Source organism: Methylobacterium sp. NEAU K (assembly GCF_030700285.1).
In the GTDB taxonomy this organism is placed as follows: domain Bacteria; phylum Pseudomonadota; class Alphaproteobacteria; order Rhizobiales; family Beijerinckiaceae; genus Methylobacterium.
Genome location: NZ_JAUYZJ010000007.1, coordinates 90,040 through 106,207 on the forward strand (window position 1 = coordinate 90,040; position 16,168 = coordinate 106,207).

Consider the following 16,168-nt stretch of genomic DNA (forward strand, 5'->3'; position numbering starts at 1 on the left):
TCCTGTTACGCTGCGCCGAGATAGGCGGCTTCCAGTCCCTTGTCCGCCGACAGCTCGGCGGCGGTTCCACTTGCGACGACGCGACCCTGCTCGAGGACGTAGCCGCGATCGGCCACTGTGAGGGCGAGCGCCGCCATCTGATCGACGATGAGGATGGTGACACCCTCATCGCGCAGCTCGGCTACGGTTGCATAGAGGGCGTTGATCATCGACGGGGCGAGGCCGAGCGACGGTTCGTCGAGCAGCAGGATGCGCGGGTGCGCCATCAGCCCGCGGGCGATGGCCAGCATCTGCTGCTCGCCGCCGGAGAGCAGACCCGCCCGGCTTCCGGCCCGGTCCCGCAGCCTTGGGAACCGGTCGAGCAGGCGCCCCACCTCGGCGTCGTCGATCGGCCTTCCACGCCCGAAGGCGCCGAGCCGGATGTTCTCGACGACGCTGAGTTCCGGGAAAACCTGCCGCCCCTCCGGCACCAGGACGAGGCCGAGGCGTGCTATCCGGTGCGCGGGAAGCGTGTCCACGCGATGATCGTCGAGCACGATCGCCCCTTCGACCGGACGCAGGAGCCCCGATAGGGCCCGCATCACCGTGGACTTGCCGGCACCGTTGGCCCCGAGCAAGGCGACGGTCTCGCCCGGCCGGACGTCCAGACCGATGCCGTCCAGGACGGGAGCGGCGCCGTAGCCCGCCGTGAGGCTCAGGACAGAGAGGACGGCATCGGCCGCCCCCTGCAACGGGGCGCCGCGCGGCCGGGCCGGTGTATCCGCGTCGCCGAGATAGGCGCGCAGCACCGCCGGATCGCGGCGGATCTCGGCCGGCGTCCCCTGCGCGATCGGGCGTCCCGCATCCATGACGAGGATGTGATCCGAGATCCCCATCACCAGCGGCATGTCGTGCTCGACGAGGATCACGGCGATGCCGTGATCGGCGATCCTGCGGATCAGCTGGGCCAGCCGATCGGTGTCGGCCCGCGAGAGGCCGGCGGCGGGCTCGTCGAGCAGCAGGACCGTCGGACCGCCGGCGAGAGCACGGGCGATCTCGACGAGCCGCCTGTCGACATGAGGCAGCTCGGCGGCCAAGCGGTCGAGCGAGCCGCGGTAACCGACGAAGGCGAGGAGAGCCGAGGCCATCCTTCGATCGCCGACTCGACCGAGGCGCCAGAGACGTCCCGGCGCGAAGCCGAGGGCGACGTTGTCGATCACCGGCAGCGAGCCGAACAGGCGCGTCGTCTGATAGGTGCGCGCGATGCCGGCGCGGGCGACGACATGCGCCGGCCGGCCGGCGAGTTCGCGCCCGCCCAGCCGGATCGCGCCGGCGCTCGGGCGGTAGAAGCCCGAGATCATGTTGAGCACGGTGGTCTTGCCGGCCCCGTTTGGTCCGATCACGCTGGTGACGGCCCCCGTCCGTGCGGTGACGCCGACGCCCTCCGCCGCCGTGATGCCGCCGAAGCGGATGCCGATCCCGTCGACGACGAGAGCCTCGCCCGGTGCACCCTCGGGCAGCGGCGCAGCCCGCCCATCGCCACGCACCTGCTCGTCGACGCCGCGGGGCAGCAGACGTGCCAGGCTGCCGACGAGACCCGACGGCACCAGCCAGAGCACAGCGAGCGTCGCGAGCCCGAAGAACAGCAGGCGGTATTCGGCCAGTCCCGACAGCGCCTCCGGCAGGAGGACGGTGACGAGGGCGCCGAACAGGGGACCGAGCACGGTGCCGGCACCCCCGACGATCACCGAGAGCACGAACAGGATCGATTGCGAGAAGGGGAAGGAGCTCGGCGCGATGAACAGCATCAGCGGCGGTAGGATTGCTCCCGCGAGGCCGGTCAAGGCCGCGGAGATCGCGAAAGCCAGGGTCTTCACCCGGACCGGATCGAAGCCGAGCGCCGCGGCGGCGACGTCCGAATCACGCACGGCGCGCATCGCACGGCCCAGACGGCTGCGGGCGAGGGCATCGAATCCGAACAGGCTCGATGCGGCGGCCAGCACCGCCAACGCGGCGAGGCCCCCAGCGGAGAGCGGCGCGCCGAGGAAGCTCGGCGCGTCGGTGACGACGAGGCCGTTCTGGCCGCCCGTTAGGCTGCCGCCCTCGATCAGGCCGTGCTCGACGATGACGCCGAAGGCGATCGTCAGCATGGCGAGATAGGGTCCCCTCACCCGCATCGCCGGCACCGCGACGAGGCCGCCGACGATGGCGGCGATCAGCGCCGCCGCCGGGAGAGCCAGCCAGAAGCTGACGCCGTTGAGCGTCAGGATCGCGCTGGCATAGGCGCCGATCGCGTAGAAGCCGGCATGGCCGAAGGAGATCAGACCGGTCAGGCCGAGCAGCACGTTGAGGCCGACGCCCGCCACCGTCGTCAGCGCGACGAGGGCGATCACGAAATGGCTGTACCCGGCTGTCAGCGCGATCAGCCCGAGCGCGGCGGCGGTGAGGCATGCGATGCAGAGCCGCATCGCCAGGGCCGAGCGCAGGCGGTGCATCGCGTCAGACCTTGTTGACCGCGGCGCGGCCGAGCAGGCCATCGGGGCGCAGGGTCAGGGCCAGGATGATCACCGAGAACACCACGAGTTGCGTGTAGGTCGAGCCGAGGGTCGCGGTGACGCCGGCCTCGACGAGGCCGTAGAGGAGACCCGCCAGGATCACCCCCGTCGCAGAGCCGATGCCGCCGAGGATCGCCACCGCGAAGGCCTTGATGCCGAACAGCGTGCCGAGCTCGGCCGAGACCGAGAACAGCGGCGCGATCAGCAGGCCGGCGACGCCGGCGAGCGTCGCCGAGAGGGCATACGCGCAGGCGACGGTGCGGCGCACGTCGATTCCCATCAGGCGTGCCGCGTCGGCGTTCTGGGCGACAGCGAGCAGGACGCGTCCGAGATCGGTCTTGCGAAACACCGTGCGGATCGCGAAGGCGAGCACGAGCCCGACCACGGGGATCACGAGTTGTAGCGGGTAGACGCCTGCTCCCAGGATCTCCACCGGCTTGCCGGCCAGCGGCGACGGTAGGCTTCGAGGCTCTTTGCCGAAGGTGAAGAGCAGGGTGTTGTCGAGCACGATGCCGCCCGCCACCGTCGCCAGCAGCCAGGCATCCGAGCCGCGCTCGACGAAGGGCCGGACCAGCGCGCCCTCGACGAGGAGACCGAACAGGGCGCAGCCGATCAGCGCGAGGACGAGAGCCGCCGGCATCGGCCAGCCGAGGGTGACCCCGAGCCAGTATGCCAGGACCGCGCCGAGGGTGACGACGCTCCCCTGCGCGAAGTTCACGGTCCCGGACACCGCGTAGGTCACGTGGAAGCCGAGCGCCACGAGCCCGTACATGCTGCCGAGCCCGAGGCCGCTGACGAGGATGGAGGTCAGCATCGCCGATGCTCAGTTGGTCACGGCGACGATTTCGCCATCCTTGAAGCGCGTGAACACGTAATCCGCCGGGCCCAGGGCGTCGTGCTTCTCGGGGGAGAACGGCTTGTCGTAGGTTTTGATCAGGCCCGGGTAGGTGCCGATCTTGTAGAAGCCGTCGCGGACCTTAGGACCTTCGGTCGAGCCGGCAGCCTGGATGGCGAGCGCCAGTAGATGCGTCGCATCGTAGGCATTGGCGATGCCGACGGCGGGCGTCACGTCGGCCATCGACTTGATCGCCGGGTACTTGGCCTTGAGCGCGTCGAGCACGGCGGCCGCTTTCGGAGAGGCATTGCCCGCGAAGGTGAAGGTCTGGACGAAGTGCACCTTGGCGGCGCTCGGGCCGGCCAGTTCGTCGAAACGGCCGCCCGCGGGCCCCCAATGCGAGACGACGGGCACCGCCCAGCCCATCCGGTCGAGGGATTTCACCACCTGGGCCGAGGGACCGACATTGCCGACGAGGAACAGGGTATCGGCACCGGCTTCCTTCAGCCGCGAGAGCTGGGGCACCATGTCGACGTCGCTGGCTTCGTATTTCTCGATGCCCGCCGTCGGCAGGTTCGCCGCCTGAAGCGCGTCCTTGAGACCCTTCTGGTTGGATTCGCCCCAGGCGTTGTTGACGAGGATCATGCCCGGCTTCTTCGCACCGTAGGTCTTCACCGCGTAGGCGACGAGCGCCTCGTCGACGAGAGCGTCGACCGCGGAGACGCGGAAGGCGTAGTTGTCGGCGGCGCCGTTGCGGGTGATGCCGGTCCCGGCCGCCCAGGGGCCGAGGAAGGGCACCTTCATCTGGTTGGCGATGGGCACGATCGCCATCGATACGGGCGTGTCGAGACCGCCCACGACGGCGACGACGCCGACCCGCTGAATCAGCTCACGCGCCGCCAGAACGCCCTTCGACGGGTTGGCCTCGTCGTCGCGGGCCACGAGTTCGAGGGGCCGTCCGAGAACGCCGCCCTTGGCGTTGATCTCATCGATGGCGAGGCCGATCCCGCGCGAGATCGCCTCGCCCGACTTCGCCGACTGCCCGCTCAATGCCGTGACCAGGCCGATCTTGACCGTATCGGCCGCCTGCGCCGTCGCGATGGCGAAGCCGAGCAATGCGCTCGTGGTCACGGCGATGCGGCGCAGGGAGGGACGGGTGTAGGAGGACATGGGGTGTCTCCGAGAGCAGGGCGCCGCAGGTCGACCGCAACGTCCATGCCACTGAAATCCCGCGGCTTTGGAGCTTCGACATATCAGGACATGCACGTCCGCAAGCAGTCTGTGCCCGTTCTCGTGCCAAAGTGCATACACTTGTTGCATGCACTTTTTCGGTCTTTGCGGCAGTTTGAGGGGACTGGAGGTACCCCATGACCGACGCGAAACAGACTGCGGCGACGGCGCGCGACGCTGCCAACGTCACCGCCTATCTCGAAGCCTCGATGGTGCCGGATCCCGAGACGGCCGCGCGCTACATGGCGCCGGGCACCAAGATCGTGTTCACCGGGGCACGCGTCTTCGACAATCCGTCCGAGGTCACGGCCTTCAATGCCGATCGCTATGCTTGGGTGAAGAAACGGATGGAGCGGCTGGATGTGGTGCCGGGGGACGGCGTCACCACGGTCTACAGCCTCGGTACGCTCTACGGGGAATGGCCCGACGGCACGCCGTTCGAGGGCAACCGCTACGTCGATCGCTTCACCGTGCGCGACGGCATGATCGTGACCATGGAGGTGTGGAACGACAGTGCCGAGCGCCTGCTGACCAAGCACGGCATCAAGGCCTGACGACCGGAATCAGGCTCCGCCGCCGCTGGCGGACTCGACATAGGGCGCCAGCAACCGGCCCAGATCGCGCTCGCGCGGTGTCTGCGGAACGATGCGCGCGCGCTCGGCCACCGCGTCGAGGTGGTGGCCCATGAGCGCGCACGCGTGCTCGATATCGCCCTCGACCAGGGCTGCGACGATGTCGCGATGTTCGCTCACGGCACAATCGGAGGAATGCGGCCGGCTGTACAGGGAGAGGATCAAGGCGCAGCGATATCCGAGCTCGGCGACGTATCGGGTCAGCACGGCGCTGCCGGTCATCCCCGCCAGCATCAGGTGGAACTCGGTGGCAAGCCGGATCGAGACCGCTTCCGGGCCGTTTCGAGCGGCCTCTTCGCGCGCGATCTGGTCCAGCAGCGTCTGGCGCTGCTCCGCGCTGAGCCGCCCCGCGAGGCGTCGCACCACGAGCCGCTCCAGACCGATGCGCACGTCGAAGGTATCGTGGGCGTCCTCCCAACTCGGCGTCGCCACGACGGCGATCCGGTTCCGGCGCAGGTCGACCAATCCTTCACCGGCCAGACGTCCAAGGGCCTGCCGCGCGATCGTGCGGCTGACGCCGAACCGCTCGCCGAGGGCATCTTCCGGCAGGCGGTCGCCGGGGGCCAGCGCCCGTTCGACGATCGCGCGTCGCAGGGCTTGGCAGATCGCGCCCACGCGATCCCCATCTCCTGTCGCCGTCATCGAGGACGATATGAGCTGGCTGCAGATGCCGCTGCGGAATGGTCCGTCATTGTCCTCCCTCGGTCGCGATCCACTCCGGGGCGGTCGGACGAAACTTCAGCGCGCTCTCTGCCGAAGTCGATCTCCGGGTGCAACGGTCACGCCACAGGCTCCGGGCGAAGACGAACGGCCGCTTCGGGGACGCGAGCACGGTCAGGTGAACGACGGCAATGGGGGGAACGCCCAAGGTCTGCTTTCCGGTCAAGAGCTTGATGGATCCGCGCTCCGAAAGGGCAGATTCCTCCCGCTTCAGGAGGCCATCGAGCCGGGCGTCATGCCCGGCCTGTAAGCCGGCCTCGCGCATCACGGCATCCTCCCGGACGCAGAGGTTGTCCGTGTTCAGCGCCCAGCCGAGATTGCGTGCTCTGGCCGGGTCGGGCGTGCCGAGGCGCAGCGCGACTGTCATCGGTCGCGCTTGGTCGACGCACCGCGACGGTACACATCAGAACATATCGTCGACGTGCCGACCTTGTGGACAAGCGCGTGCGACGGCCCTGCCTACGACTGGCTCCGCCGCAAGCGCAGCTGGAGACAGATTGCAATCAGGTCAACGACTGAGCGGAGGCTTGGCTGGGGCGCCAGGATTCGAACCTGGGAATGGCGGTACCAAAAACCGCTGCCTTACCACTTGGCGACGCCCCAAGGTGGGCTCGGGCTGTCTAGACGCCGGGACCCGGCGTGGCAAGCCGTCGATCGGCTTTGCGGTCCCTGTCCAGCGGCCATGGTGCTGTGCCCGGCCCGACCGGGGGCGAGGGCGCCGGACGGCAGCCGGTCGCGCGCTCGTGGCGGTGGCTCAGCCGCGTTCGAGAATGCCGTCGATCCGGCGCGGCAGGCCCAGAGGGTTGTCGGCCTGAAGGACGGCGGGCAGCAGGGTCTCGGGGACGTCCTGATAGCTCACGGGCCGCAGAAAGCGCTCGATCGCGAGGCTGCCCACGGAGGTCGTGCGCCCGTCCGATGTCGCCGGGTATGGGCCGCCATGGACCATGGCGTGCGCCACCTCGACGCCGGTCCCGAACCCGTCGACCAGGATGCGCCCGACCCGGCGCTCCAGGAGCGGCAGCAGAGTGCGCAACGCCGCATGGTCCTCAGGGGCGATGTGCAGCGATGCCGTGAGCTGGCCCTCGAGATGCTCCAGCACCGCCCGTATCGCCGCGAAGTCGGGGCAGCGCACCACCAGCGCCGCCGCGCCGAACATCTCCTCCTGCAGTTCCGGCTCCGCCAGGAACGAATCGGCTTCCGTGGCGAAGAGGGCGGCCCGCCCCTGCGTCGCGGTGCCCTCCGGTCCCTCGACCAGCCGCGTGACCGAGGCGTGCCCGGCCAGGCGCGCGACGCCCTCGCGATAGGCGCGATGGATCCCCGGGGTCAGCATGGTCGAGGCCGGACTCTCCCGCAGGGCGGCCGTGGCCGCGGCCACGAAGGCGTCGAGGCCGGCCCCGGGCTGCGCCAGGATCAGGCCAGGATTCGTGCAGAATTGCCCTGCGCCCAGCGTCAGGGAGGCCGCGAAGGCCCGCCCGATGGCCGCGCCGCGCGCCGCCAGCGCGCCCGGGAACAGCAGGACCGGGTTGATGCTGCTCATCTCCGCATAGACCGGGATCGGGCGCGGGCGCCGGGCCGCGATGTCCATCAGGGCCGTCCCGCCCCGGCGCGATCCGGTGAAGCCCACGGCGCAGATCCGGGGATCGGCCACCAGCGCCCGCCCTATGGACTGGCCGGCATCGAACAGCAGGGAAAACGTGCCCTCCGGCAGGCCACAGGACGATACCGCCCGCTGGATGGCGCGCCCGACGAGTTCGGAGGTTCCGGGATGTGCCGGATGCGCCTTCACGACCACCGGGCAGCCAGCCGCCAGGGCCGACGCTGTGTCGCCGCCCGCCACCGAGAAGGCGAGAGGGAAGTTGCTCGCGCCGAACACCGCCACCGGTCCCACCGCGATGCGCCGCAGCCGCAGGTCCGGTCGCGGCAGCGGCTTGCGGTCCGGCAGGGCCGGGTCGATGCGGACCCCGACCGCGCTACCCTCGCGCACGACGCCGGCGAACAGGCGCAGCTGGCCGACGGTGCGGGCGCACTCACCCTCGATCCGCGGACGGGGCAACCCGGTCTCCGCCATGCAGCGGGTGAGCAGGTCGTCGCCGATGTCGAGGAGGTTGGCGGCGATGGCTTCGAGGAAGCCGGCCCGGGCCTCCGGGGCGGCCTCGCGGTAGGTGTCGAAGGCGGCGTCCGCCAGGGCGCAGGCCCGGTCGAGATCGCCGAGGCTCGCGCCGGGAAAGTCGGGCTCCAGGGGCTCACCGGTGGCTGCCGCCACGGCCCGGAAGGTCGCCTCTGTGCCGCGCCGGGCCTGGGCGCCGATCAGGTTCTCGCCGCGCACGGTCATATCCTGCTCCAGTTCGAAAGGCGGCGGAATCTCCGCACCGAGAGACGCCGGCGGAGGCCTTCAGCCCGCGCGCGCCGCCAGGGCCTTCGCGCGGATCCCCGCGAGGGTCATGGTCGGGGTCAGCGCCTCCGGGTCGACGCGGCAGTGGATCATCGCCGGCAGGCCCGCGGCGAGGCTGCGCTCGAAGGCCGCCGCGAACTCCTCGGTCCGCTCGACGCGCTCGCCATGGCCACCGCAGGCACGGGCCAGAGCCGCGAAGTCGGGGTTGCGCAACTCGGTCGCCGAGACCCGGCCGGGATACTCGCGCTCCTGGTGCATCCGGATCGTGCCGTACATGCCGTTGTCGAGGACCACGACCAGGATGGCGATGCCGTACTGCACGGCGGTGGCGAATTCCTGCACCGTCATCATCACGTCGCCGTCGCCCGCGAGCGCCACGACGACCCGGTCGGGCAGGCTGCGCTTGGCCATCACCGCCGCGGGCAGGCCGTAGCCCATGGAGCCCGAGGTCGGCGCGAGCTGCGTGCCGAAGGCGCGGAAGCGGTAGTAGCGGTGGATCCAGGTGGCGAAGTTGCCGGCGCCGTTGCAGATCACCGCGTCCGGCGGCAGCCGCTCGCGCAGCCACGTGATCGCCGCGCCGTACTGGAACGCCCCCGGCTTCGGCTCGGGCGCCTCGGACCAGGCGCGGTAGGCGGCGTGGGCCTCGGCGGCGCGTCCGGTCTGGGAGGCCTCGTAGCTGGGCAATGCGGCGCAGAAGGCCTCGGGAGTCGCCTGGATCGCCAGCGCCGGCTGGTAGACACGGCCGAGTTCCGCCGGGTCGGGATGGACATGGACCAGGGGCAGCCCCGGATTTGGGATGCCCAGAAGCCCGTAGGATTGGGCCGGCATTTCGGAGAGGCGCCCGCCCACCATGAGCAGCAGGTCGGACTCCCGGATCCGGGCGACCAGGGCGGGGTTCGGCCCGATCCCGAGCTCGCCGGCGAAATTCGGATGGTCGGCGGCAAACAGCTGCGCGCGCCGGAACGAGACCGCCACCGGCACGTCGTGGCGCTCGGCCCAGGCGGCCATCGCCGCGCAGGCCTGCGCGGTCCAGCGCGAGCCGCCCAGCAGCACAAGCGGCCTCTGCGCGGCGGCCAGCATCGCGCGCAGGCGTTCCACGTCGCCCTGCGACGGGGCTGACTCGGCCGGGACGACGCGCGGCGCGTCCGCGACCGAGGCTATGTCGTCGAGCATGTCCTCCGGCAAGGCGATCACGACAGGCCCCGGCCGCCCCTGGAGCGCCACCCGGAAGGCCCGGGCGAGGATCTCCGGGATGCGGGCGGCATCGTCGATCTCCACCGCCCACTTGGCCAGACCGCCGAACATCTGCCGATAGTCGACCTCCTGGAACGCCTCCCGGTCCCGCATCCCCCGGGCGATCTGACCGACGAACAGGATCATCGGCGTCGAATCCTGGCGTGCGATGTGGATCCCGGCCGAGGCATTGGTGGCGCCGGGGCCGCGGGTCACGAAGCAGATGCCGGGGTGGCCGGTGAGCTTGCCGGCGGCCTCCGCCATGATCGCCGCGCCCCCCTCCTGCCGGCACACCAGCACATCGATGCCGCTGTCGCGCAGCGCGTCGAGCACCGCCAGATAGCTCTCGCCGGGTACACAGGTCACGCGCTCGACGCCTTGAGCGAGCAATTGATCGACGAGCACCTGCGCGCCGGTGCGTGGGGGCAATCCGCTCAAGCCGTTCCTCCCTGGTGACCGCGCCGCGTCCGATGCGCCTCGGCGGGCGGCGGGCCGGCGTTCCCGGCCGTGCCCACTACGCGCCGCCTCCTGGAGTGCGACTGATATGTCAGTCGGAGGACAGAGGCGCGCGGCTCGATTAACCTGTCACACCAGAGGCCGGCGGTCGAGGGCGCGGCGCGTCATCTGATCCAGGAGGTCGAACAGCATCCCGATCCCGGCAAGTGCCCGCTCTGTATCGCGGTCTGCGATCCCGGCAACGATCGCCGCGTGGAGCTCGGCGCAGTCGAGGAAGCTGGCCGTGGGTTCGTAGGTGTACCAGAAGCGCCGGGACTGGGCGTGGAGCGACGCCATCGTGCCGCTCAGGGTCTGATTGTACGCTGCCCCCACCATCGCCTCGTGGAGCGACCGCTTCGAGCGGAAGTAGACCTCCCGGTCGCGGGCACCCGCGGCCGCAAGCAGCCTCGCGACGCAATCCTGCAAGACTGCGATGTCCCGGTCCGTGGCGCGCTCGACGATGCATCGGACCACCGTCTCGTCCAGCGGGCGACGAACCTCGAGCAGTTCGAGGTGCTTGATGATGTCGACATGAGTCACCAGCACGCCGCGGCGCGGATGGACCTCGACGAAGCCGATCGTCTTGAGCCGGGCCAAAGCCTCGCGGACCGGGGTGCGTCCGAGCGCGAGTTCTTCCCCGAGCTCCCCCTCCGACACCATCGCGCCCGGCGCCAGGCGCCGGCTGATGATCATCTGCTCGATCGCGTCGTAGGCGGTCTCGGAAAGGGACCGCGGCCGATTCGGGGCCGCCGTCACCCCGGTTGAATCCGGTCCGGTCGTCACAATCCTCGATCCGGCCAATGCATTCTCCGTCGGTTTCGGAGCCGGCCTTGGCGCCATCCGTGCCGGTTGACAATGGGGCCGAACGACGCCCTACTCAAGGCCTGGGATATCAGTCGGCGCTCAGACGGCGCGCGTCTCGGCCGCTGGGGAGCCTCTCGACGGCCACGGTCTCGCGGCAACTGACCCCTGGGAGGAGATTCGGATGGCCGAGCTGTCCCCTGAGACACGCGACAAGCTGAAGACCGTCAGCACGGCGACGCTGATGACCGCGCTGTACAAGCGCGGCTTCCGCAATCAGATGATCCAGGAGGTCCGGCCCCTGAAGGCCGGCGGCGGTACCATGGTCGGCGAGGCGTTCACCTTGCGCTACATGCCGGCCCGCGAGGACCTGAATCCGATCACGGTGTTCCGCGACCGGGCGCACCCGCAGCGCAAGGCTGTGGAGGAGTGCCCGCCGGGCGCCGTGTTCGTGATCGACAGCCGGAAGGACGCGCGGGCGGCCTCGGCCGGCTCGATCCTGGCGACCCGGCTGATGGTGCGGGGCTGCGCCGGCATCGTGACCGACGGCGGGTTCCGCGACGCCGACGAGATCGCCCGGCTCGACATGCCCAGCTACCATGTCCGCCCCTCGGCGCCGACCAACCTGACCATCCATCAAGCCATCGACATCAACGTGCCGATCGGCTGCGGCGACGCCCCGGTCTTCCCCGGTGACGTGATCGTCGGCGACGGCGACGGCGTTGCCGTGATCCCCGCCCACCTCGCCAACGAACTGGCGGACGAGGCCGTCGCGATGACCGCCTACGAGGACTTCGTCACCGAGGAGGTGCGCAAGGGCCGCTCAATCCTCGGTCTCTACCCTGCCACCGACGAGCAGAGCGTGGCCGACTTCGCCGCCTGGCGGAAGCAGAACGGGCGCTGAAGACGGCCCGCACCCGACCCATTCCGGGCTTGGCCGAGCCGGTTCCGGGCTGGCCGGCGCGCGACTTCAGCGGGCCGGCGAAGACAACGATGACGGTTCGGAGGGCGCCATGTCGGCAGGCATACCAGCGGTCACGGCGGCGCCGGAGATCGAGCGGCGCACGGTCGCCAAGGTCTCGTGGCGGCTCCTGCCGCTGATCGTCCTGATCTACTTCATCGCCTACATGGACCGCACGAACGTGGGCTTCGCCTCGTTCGGCCTGAACCGGGAGTTCGGCTTCTCGGCGACCCTCTATGGGTGGGGCGCGGGGATCTTCTTCCTCGGCTATTTCTTCTTCGAGGTGCCGAGCAACATTCTCCTGGAGCGCACCGGGGCCCGGATCTGGATCGCCCGGATCATGATCACCTGGGGCCTGGTTGCGGGTGGCATGGCCTTCATCACCGGCCCTGTGAGCTTCTTGGTGATGCGCTTCCTGCTCGGCGTGGCGGAGGCCGGATTCTTTCCCGGCATGATCCTGTACTTCACCTACTGGTTCCCGCGGCGATACCGGGCCCGGGTTGTGGCGGCCCTGTTCCTGGCGGTGCCGGGCTCGAACGCCCTCACGGCGGTGATCTCGGGGGCGCTGCTTCAGCTCGACGGGCTGCTCGGTCTGCACGGCTGGCAGTGGCTGTTCCTCATCGAGGCGGGGCCTTCGATCCTGCTGGCTTTTGTGGTGCTCGCGCAGATGACAGACCGGCCCGCCAAGGCGCGCTGGCTCGCGCCGGACGAGCGCGCCTGGCTGGAGGACACGCTGGAGGCCGAGCGCCGCAGCACCGTGGAGGCGCACGGGCACTTCACGCTCAGGCAGGCCTTGACCGATGGCCGGGTGCTCGCACTCGCAGCGATCTACTTCACCATCGCCACCGCGACCTACGGCATCACCTTCTTCCTGCCGCCGATCCTCAAGAGTCTGAAGCTCACCGACTGGGAGACCGGGCTCGCGACGGCCGTCCCGTATGTGGTGGGCACAGCGGGCATGATTGCCTGGAGCTGGTCGTCGGACCGGCGCGAGGAGCGGCGCTGGCACTTCGTGACCGCCGCCTTGGTCGCCGCCGGCGGGCTCATCGCGGCCGGTCCGCTGCTCGGCAGCCTCTGGGCGCTCACGGTGATGTCCGTGGCGACGGTCGGCCTCTACGGCTCCAAGCCCGCCTTCTGGCCTCTGCCGGCGGAATTCCTGTCGGGGCCGGCCGCGGCCGGAGGCATCGCGCTGATCAACGCGATCGGCAATCTCGGCGGCTTCGTCGGTCCCTACGTCCTGGGCTGGCTCAAGGATGCCACCGGCACCTACGAGGCCGGCCTGTATTTCCTGGCGGCGTCCGCGCTCGCCTCGGCGGCCATCACCTTCTTCGCGGTTCGGCCGGGCGCGGGCGCGGTGGATCCGGGCATCGCGACCGGCCCGGTCGGCTCCGCCCCGCCGAACGCATGAGACCGGAGGCGCCGCCATGACCGCACGCAAGACCCTGGCCGACCTGCGCAGCCAGCGCTGGTTCGGCACCGCCGACCTGCGCGGCTTCGGCCACCGCTCGCGCATGCTGCAGATGGGCTACGAGCGCGCTGATTTCAGCGACAAGCCGGTGGTCGGCATCATCAACACCTGGAGCGACATCAACCCCTGCCACCTGCATTTCCGCGAGCGCGTGGAGCAGGTGAAGCGCGGGGTGTGGCAGGCGGGGGGCTTCCCCATCGAACTGCCGGCGCTCTCGCTCTCGGAGAACTTCGTCAAGCCGACCACGATGCTCTACCGCAACCTCCTGGCCATGGAGGTGGAGGAATTGCTGCGCCAGCACCCGGTTGACGGGGCGGTCCTGATGGGTGGCTGCGACAAGACCACGCCCGGCACCGTGATGGGCGGCATCTCCATGAACCTGCCGATGATCTTCTTGCCGGCCGGCCCGATGATGCGCGGGCATTCCGGCGGGACGATCCTCGGCTCGGGCTCCGACGTGTGGAAGTTCTGGGCCGAGAAGGAAGCCGGCACCATCACCACGCAGCAATGGAACGACATGGAGGCCGGCATCGCGCGCTCGGCCGGCACCTGCATGACCATGGGCACCGCCTCGACCATGACGTCGATCGCCGAGGCGATGGGCCTGTGCCTTCCGGGTGCGGCCTCCATTCCGGCGGCCGACGCCGACCATCCCCGCATGGCCAGCGCCTGCGGACGCCGGATCGTCGCGATGATCTGGGAGGACCTGAAGCCGTCCGACATCCTCGACCGGCGCTCGATCGACAACGCGCTCGTGGTGCACAACGCGCTCGCCGGCTCGACCAACGCGATGATCCACCTCGTGGCGATGGCCGGGCGGGCCGGGATCCCGGTCAAGCTCACCGCGTTCGACGACTTCGCCCAGACGGTGCCGGTGATCGCCAACCTCCGGCCTTCGGGCCGGTGGCTGATGGAGGATTTCCACATCGCCGGCGGCATCCGCGCGCTGATGGCGCGGCTGTCCCCCCTCCTCCACCTCGACGCCCGCTCGGTCACGGGCGGCACGATCGGCGACGGGCTCGCCGGCATCACGGTGTTCAACGACGACGTGATCCGCCCGCTGGACAAGCCGATCGTGGCCACCGGCGGCACCGCCATCCTGTACGGCAACCTCGCCCCGCACGGCTGCGTGATCAAGCCGCCGGCCGCCGACCCGCGCTTCCTCAAGCATACCGGCCCGGCGCTGGTCTTCGACGATTACGACGCGATGAGCGCCGCGGTGAACGACCTCGACCTCGACGTCACGCCCGATCACATCATGGTCCTGCGCAATGCCGGCCCGATCGGCGGGCCCGGCATGCCGGAATGGGGGATGCTGCCGATCCCGAAGGTGCTGCTCCGGCAGGGGGTGCGCGACATGCTGCGGATCTCCGACGCCCGCATGAGCGGCACGAGCTACGGGGCCTGCATCCTGCACGTCTCGCCGGAATCGGCGGCCGGCGGCCCGCTCGCCGCCGTGCGCAACGGCGATCTCATCACGGTCGACGTGGCCGCGCGGCGGATCCACCTGCACCTGGACGATGCCGAGATCGCCGCCCGCGTGGAAGCCTTCGTGCCGCCGGACCGCGCCTATCCGCGTGGCTACAACCGCCTGTTCGCCCAGCACGTGCGGCAGGCCCACGAGGGCTGCGACTTCGACTTCCTCGAAGGCGCGGGCGGCATCCCCGAACCCGAGATTCACTGAGCGGAGCGCGTCTCGCGCACGGGCATCCCAGCCCGGCACAAGGGAGCCTGTCCAAACAATGCCTTGCGCACGGCCGGCAAAGATCCGGCGGACGCACACTCCAGGGAGGAGACATGGCGATGATCGCGCGCAGGGGTCTGCTGGCGGGTGCGGCCGTGCTCGGCGCCGCACAGGCGACCCGGGCCGGATGGGAGCCGTCGCAGCGCGTTCCCGACCCGGCCGTCGAGGTGCTCGACCCGTCCTTCGCCAAGTACCGCCTCGCCTCGGCAACCGTGGAGCGGGTCGCCACCGGTCTGCGCTGGGCCGAGGGGCCGGTCTGGTTCGGCGACATGGGCGCGCTGCTGTTCAGCGACGTGACCAACGACCGCATCATGAGATGGGACGAGGCCTCGGGCGCGCTCTCGGTTTTCCGCAAGCCGTCTTCCTACGCCAACGGCAACACCCGCGACCGGCAGGGCCGCCTGATCACCTGCCAGCACAAGACCCGCAGCGTCACCCGGACCGAGCACGACGGCGCGATCACCACGCTGATCGACCGGTTCGACGGCAAGCCGCTGAACTCGCCCAACGATCTCGTCTGCCATTCCGACGGCGCCGTCTGGTTCACCGACCCGGCCTTCGGACCGAACCCCCACGAGGCGATGGCGGCGCCGGAACTTCCGGGCAGCGTCTACCGGTTCGATCCGGCGACCGGGCAGGCGAGCGTCGCCGTGGCGGGCCTCGCGGGCCCGAACGGCCTCTGCTTCTCGCCGGACGAGTCGAAGCTCTACGTCATCGAGGCCCGGGCCAAGCCGAACCGGCTGATCCGCGTCTACGACGTGGTCGAGAACGGCACCAGGACCGCCAACGGGCGCGTGTTCTACGATGCCGGGACCGGCACGCCGGACGGTTTCCGTGTCGATGTCGACGGCAACCTGTGGTGCGGCTGGGGCATGAGCGAGGCCGAGGACGGGGTGCTGGTGCTCTCGCCGCAGGCCAAGCCGATCGGCCGGATCCGCCTGCCCGAGCGCTGCGCCAACCTGTGCTTCGGTGGCTTCAACCGCAACCTGCTGCTGATGGCCGCCTCGCACTCGGTCTACGCACTCTACGTCAACACGCGCGGCGCCGGGATCTGCTGATCCTGGTGATCCGAATCGCATGACGCATCCGGCGACGGCCCCTCCAACGGAGTCGGGTCGTCGTC

Annotated in this window: 13 protein-coding genes and 1 tRNA gene; 5 read left to right on the forward strand and 9 right to left on the reverse strand. The window is 70.1% G+C overall.

Translation table 11 applies throughout. The annotated features are described in order from the left end of the window. Positions 1 to 5 precede the first annotated feature (5 nt). The 3 genes from Q8W67_RS07805 to Q8W67_RS07815 are packed head-to-tail and all read right to left on the reverse strand — an operon-like array spanning position 6 to position 4,539. Positions 6 to 2,474, reverse strand: a complete 2,469-nt coding sequence (locus Q8W67_RS07805; protein WP_305543241.1) for an ATP-binding cassette domain-containing protein — start codon at positions 2,472 to 2,474, stop codon at positions 6 to 8. A gap of 4 nt (positions 2,475 to 2,478) precedes the next feature. Continuing rightward, complete coding sequence (locus tag Q8W67_RS07810) at positions 2,479 to 3,348, reverse strand: branched-chain amino acid ABC transporter permease (RefSeq protein ID WP_305543243.1); 870 nt, start codon at positions 3,346 to 3,348, stop codon at positions 2,479 to 2,481. Between the two features lie 9 nt (positions 3,349 to 3,357). Then, a complete protein-coding gene (locus tag Q8W67_RS07815; RefSeq protein WP_305543247.1) occupies positions 3,358 to 4,539 on the reverse strand; it encodes an ABC transporter substrate-binding protein in 1,182 nt (393 codons plus the stop codon). Between the two features lie 197 nt (positions 4,540 to 4,736). Here Q8W67_RS07815 and Q8W67_RS07820 point away from each other — a divergent pair, with 197 nt between their 5' ends. After that, on the forward strand, positions 4,737 to 5,153 hold the full coding sequence (locus Q8W67_RS07820) for a nuclear transport factor 2 family protein (protein ID WP_305543249.1): 417 nt from the start codon (positions 4,737 to 4,739) through the stop codon (positions 5,151 to 5,153). Between the two features lie 9 nt (positions 5,154 to 5,162). Here Q8W67_RS07820 and Q8W67_RS07825 read toward each other — a convergent pair whose 3' ends face one another. The 6 genes from Q8W67_RS07825 to Q8W67_RS07850 all read right to left on the reverse strand — a co-directional run bounded on the left by Q8W67_RS07825 (position 5,163) and on the right by Q8W67_RS07850 (position 10,827). Continuing rightward, positions 5,163 to 5,873 carry a GntR family transcriptional regulator gene (locus Q8W67_RS07825; RefSeq protein ID WP_305543252.1) on the reverse strand — a complete coding sequence of 237 codons (711 nt, stop codon included), beginning with the start codon at positions 5,871 to 5,873 and terminating at the stop codon, positions 5,163 to 5,165. Positions 5,874 to 5,919: 46 nt separating this feature from the next. Continuing rightward, positions 5,920 to 6,318, reverse strand: a complete 399-nt coding sequence (locus tag Q8W67_RS07830) for a hypothetical protein (RefSeq protein ID WP_305543255.1) — start codon at positions 6,316 to 6,318, stop codon at positions 5,920 to 5,922. 161 nt (positions 6,319 to 6,479) lie between these two features. After that, a tRNA-Gln gene (locus Q8W67_RS07835) sits at positions 6,480 to 6,554 on the reverse strand. A 151-nt stretch (positions 6,555 to 6,705) separates the two neighbouring features. Continuing rightward, positions 6,706 to 8,283, reverse strand: a complete 1,578-nt coding sequence (locus tag Q8W67_RS07840) for an aldehyde dehydrogenase (NADP(+)) (protein ID WP_305543258.1) — start codon at positions 8,281 to 8,283, stop codon at positions 6,706 to 6,708. Positions 8,284 to 8,343: 60 nt separating this feature from the next. Further along, positions 8,344 to 10,014, reverse strand: coding sequence for a thiamine pyrophosphate-binding protein (locus Q8W67_RS07845; protein WP_305543261.1), 1,671 nt, complete (start codon positions 10,012 to 10,014; stop codon positions 8,344 to 8,346). A 147-nt stretch (positions 10,015 to 10,161) separates the two neighbouring features. Continuing rightward, positions 10,162 to 10,827 carry a GntR family transcriptional regulator gene (locus Q8W67_RS07850; protein ID WP_305543264.1) on the reverse strand — a complete coding sequence of 222 codons (666 nt, stop codon included), beginning with the start codon at positions 10,825 to 10,827 and terminating at the stop codon, positions 10,162 to 10,164. A gap of 229 nt (positions 10,828 to 11,056) precedes the next feature. On the opposite strand from Q8W67_RS07850, the gene Q8W67_RS07855 reads away from it, so the two are divergent. The 4 genes from Q8W67_RS07855 (at position 11,057) to Q8W67_RS07870 (ending at position 16,103) form a co-directional block, all read left to right on the forward strand. Then, positions 11,057 to 11,776, forward strand: a complete 720-nt coding sequence (locus Q8W67_RS07855; RefSeq protein ID WP_305543266.1) for a ribonuclease activity regulator RraA — start codon at positions 11,057 to 11,059, stop codon at positions 11,774 to 11,776. A 109-nt stretch (positions 11,777 to 11,885) separates the two neighbouring features. After that, positions 11,886 to 13,241, forward strand: coding sequence for an MFS transporter (locus Q8W67_RS07860; protein WP_305543269.1), 1,356 nt, complete (start codon positions 11,886 to 11,888; stop codon positions 13,239 to 13,241). Positions 13,242 to 13,257: 16 nt separating this feature from the next. Next, positions 13,258 to 14,985: an L-arabinonate dehydratase gene (araD, locus tag Q8W67_RS07865; RefSeq protein WP_305543278.1), complete on the forward strand. Its 1,728-nt coding sequence runs from the start codon at positions 13,258 to 13,260 to the stop codon at positions 14,983 to 14,985. Positions 14,986 to 15,104: 119 nt separating this feature from the next. Continuing rightward, entirely contained in the window at positions 15,105 to 16,103 is a 999-nt protein-coding gene (locus Q8W67_RS07870; protein WP_305543281.1) for an SMP-30/gluconolactonase/LRE family protein, read from the forward strand. The last annotated feature ends 65 nt before the right edge of the window (positions 16,104 to 16,168 follow it).